This window comes from Pseudonocardia pini, assembly GCF_013870575.1.
GTDB classification, from domain to species: Bacteria; Actinomycetota; Actinomycetes; order Mycobacteriales; family Pseudonocardiaceae; genus Pseudonocardia; species Pseudonocardia pini.
The window spans coordinates 1-3395 of the sequence record NZ_JACBXB010000625.1 but is presented as its reverse complement, the minus strand read 5'-3'; the positions used below and the strand labels follow the sequence as shown (position 1 = coordinate 3395).

Sequence of the window (3395 nt, the reverse complement as noted above, 5' to 3'; positions counted from 1 at the left end):
GGCCTGGAGCATCGCATCGGTGGGTTGGAGAAGGCCGACGGGCGCGGGTCGATCTCCTACGACCCGGACAACCACGACCGGATGATGCGGCTGCGCGCGGCGAAGATCGACGGCATCGACGTCCCGGACATCACCGTGGACGACCCCTCCGGTGAGGCCGAGCTGCTGGTCATCGGCTGGGGCTCGACCTACGGGCCGATCGTGGCCGGGGCGCGGCGGGTCCGCGGGCTGGGCCACAACGTGGCCACCGCCCACATCCGCAACCTCAACCCGATGCCCGCCAACCTCGGCGAGGTGCTGCGCGGCTACCGGACGGTGCTGGTGCCCGAGATGAACCTCGGCCAGCTCGCCCTGCTGCTACGCGGCCGCTACCTCGTCGACGCCAAGTCCTACACCAAGGTCTCCGGGCTGCCGTTCAAGGCCGAAGAGCTCCAGGACGTGTTCCTGGACTACCTCACCGGAGCCCACCCGAACACCAGCGCCGGGGTGCCCGCGGGCTCGGATGCCACGAGCAACGGCTCCAGCAACGGAACCACCAGGTCAGGAGCACAGGCATGAGCACCGATCTCGGTCTCCCGTCCATCGGGGGGCTCGACCTCGTCCCCACCACGGACGCGAAGCAGACCGCCAAGGACTACACCTCCGACCAGGAGGTCCGCTGGTGCCCCGGCTGCGGCGACTACGCCGTGCTCGCCGCGGTCCGCCAGTTCCTGCCCACCCTGGGCATCCGCCGCGAGAACACCGTGTTCATCTCCGGCATCGGCTGCAGCTCCCGCTTCCCCTACTACCTCAACACCTACGGGATGCACTCCATCCACGGCCGCGCCCCCACCATCGCCACCGGGCTCGCCACGTCGCGGCCCGACCTGTCGGTGTGGGTCGTCACCGGGGACGGGGACGCGCTGTCCATCGGCGGCAACCACCTCATCCACGCCCTGCGCCGCAACGTCAACCTCAAGATCCTGCTGTTCAACAACCGGATCTACGGCCTCACCAAGGGCCAGTACTCCCCCACCAGCGAGGTCGGGAAGGTCACCAAGTCCACCCCCATGGGCTCGGTCGACCACCCCTTCAACCCCATCTCCCTCGCCCTGGGCGCCGAAGCCACCTTCGTCGGACGCGCCCTCGACAGCGACCGCAAGGGCCTCACCGAGGTCCTCGGCGCCGCCGCCGCCCACCGCGGCACCGCCCTGGTCGAGATCTTCCAGGACTGCCCCATCTTCAACGACGGCTCCTTCGACCTGCTGCGCAAGCCGGAGACCAAGGACCAGCGCCTGGTCCCCATCCGCCACGGCGAACCCATCGTCTTCGGGCCCGCCGACGACCGCCAGGCCGTCGTCCAGGACGGGCTACGGCTCACCGTCGTCCCCGCCGCGAGCGTGGACGAGTCGAAGATCGTGGTGCACGACGCCGCCAACCACGAACTCGCCTTCGCCCTCTCCCGGCTGTCCGACCAGGACCTCACCCACACCGTCACGGGCATCTTCCGCAACGTCGACCGCACCACCTACGACGACGCCGCCCGCGCCCAGGTCCACGCAGCCAAGGACAAGACCCCCGACGCCGACCTACAGACCCTGCTCAACGGCCGCGACACCTGGACCATCGCCGGCTGACCCGGCCCACCACCCCGCACGACCCACGGAGACCCAGTGCCCAGCACCGTCACCGCCCTCGCCGTCCCCGGCGCGGGCAAGCCCTTCGAGCGCACCACGATCACCCGCCGCGATCCCCGCCCCCACGACGTCGTCGTCGAGATCGCCTACTGCGGCATCTGCCACTCGGACATCCACCAGGCCCGCGGCGAGTGGTATGAGGGCATCTTCCCGATGGTCCCGGGCCACGAGATCGCAGGCACCGTCACCGCCGTCGGCGGCGGAGTGACCCGGTTCGCGGTCGGGGACCGGGTCGGCGTCGGCTGCTTCGTGGACTCCTGCCGCGAGTGCGAGAGCTGCCGGGCGGGCGAGGAGCAGTACTGCGCGCGCGGCGAGGTCGGGACCTACGCGGCGCGGGACCACACGGGCGAGCCGACCTACGGCGGCTACAGCCGCGGCATCGTGGTCGACGAGGACTACGTGCTGCGCATCCCGGACGGGCTCGGCCTCGACGTCGCCGCGCCCCTGCTGTGCGCGGGCATCACGGTCTACTCCCCGCTCGTCCGGTGGGGAGTGGGGCCGGGCAGCCGGGTCGCCGTGGTCGGCATGGGCGGCCTGGGCCACCTGGCGGTGCAGATCGCCGCGGCCCTCGGCGCCGAGGTCACGGTGCTGAGCCAGACCCTGGCCAAGGAGGCCGACGGTCTCCGGCTGGGCGCCGTCCGATACGCCGCGACCGCGGACCCGGAGACCCTGCCCCGCCTGCGGAGCGCGTTCGACCTGGTGCTGAGCACGGTGTCGGCGACCCAGGACCTGGACGCCCACCTCGCCCTGCTGCGGGTCGGCGGGACGCTGGTCAACGTCGGGCTCCCGCCCGGTCCGGCGTCCTACCGCCCGTACTCGCTCGCAGGCGGACGGCGCACCCTGGCGGGCTCCAAGATCGGCGGCATCCGCGAGACCCAGCAGATGCTGGACTTCTGCGCGGAGCGAGGGCTCGGCGCGGAGATCGAGACCGTCTCCGTGGACGAGGTCGACGGTGCGTACGACCGCGTCGTCACCGGGGACGTGCGCTACCGCTTCGTCATCGACGTGGCCGGGCTCGGCGAGGCCGGGTGAGCGCCGAGCCGGTGGTCCTCGTGATCGGCTCGGTCAACACCGACCTGATCGTGGACGTCGTCGACCTCCCGCGACCGGGCAGCACCGTCTCCGCGACCGGGCACCGCCACGACGTCGGCGGCAAGGGTGCCAACCAGGCCATCGCGGCGGCGACGGCCGGAGCCCGGACGAGGTTCGCAGGCCGGGTCGGCGACGACGCCGCGGCGGGCAGGGTGCTGGCCGGGTTGCGCGCGGCCGGGGTCGACACCGCCCTGGTCGAGTCGGTGTCCGGCAGGGACACCGGCAGCGCCCTGGTGAGCGTGGACCGCAGCGGCGAGAACGCGATCGTGGTGCTGCCCGGCGCGAACGCCGCCATGTCGCCGGACGACGTCCTGCGGTGGGAGGACGAGATCGAGTCCGCGACCGTCGTCGTCTGCCAGGGGGAGCTGCCTCCCGAGACCGTCGCCGCGACGCTGCGCGCAGCGGCCCGGCTCGGCACCCGTGCGGTCTGCAACCTCGCACCGGTCCTCGACGTCCCCGACGCCGTGCTCGCGACGGCCGATCCCCTCGTCCTCAACGAGCACGAGGCGCGGGACCTGCTCGGGCGCCCGACGAGCGGTCCCCGGTCCGCGGCGGAGGCGCTGCACGAACGCCTGGGCTGTGTCGTGGTCGTGACGGCGGGCGCGGCGGGTGCGGTACTCGCGGGAC

3 protein-coding genes and 1 pseudogene are annotated in these 3395 nt (G+C 72.5%); all 4 read left to right on the top strand.

Annotated features, from left to right (window positions below; translation table 11 throughout):
- Nucleotides 1-558: pseudogene (locus H5J29_RS26025) on the top strand (hypothetical protein); the annotation flags it as partial.
- Nucleotides 555-1616: a 2-oxoacid:ferredoxin oxidoreductase subunit beta gene (locus tag H5J29_RS26020; RefSeq protein ID WP_181783653.1), complete on the top strand. Its 1062-nt coding sequence runs from the start codon at nucleotides 555-557 to the stop codon at nucleotides 1614-1616. The pseudogene H5J29_RS26025 and the gene H5J29_RS26020, both read left to right, overlap by 4 nt.
- Nucleotides 1617-1652: 36 nt before the next feature.
- Nucleotides 1653-2708, top strand: coding sequence for an NAD(P)-dependent alcohol dehydrogenase (locus H5J29_RS26015; protein ID WP_181783652.1), 1056 nt, complete (start codon nucleotides 1653-1655; stop codon nucleotides 2706-2708).
- Nucleotides 2705-3395: PfkB family carbohydrate kinase (locus H5J29_RS26010; RefSeq protein ID WP_181783651.1), on the top strand; the 691-nt coding region annotated here is incomplete at its 3' end. The genes H5J29_RS26015 and H5J29_RS26010, both read left to right, overlap by 4 nt.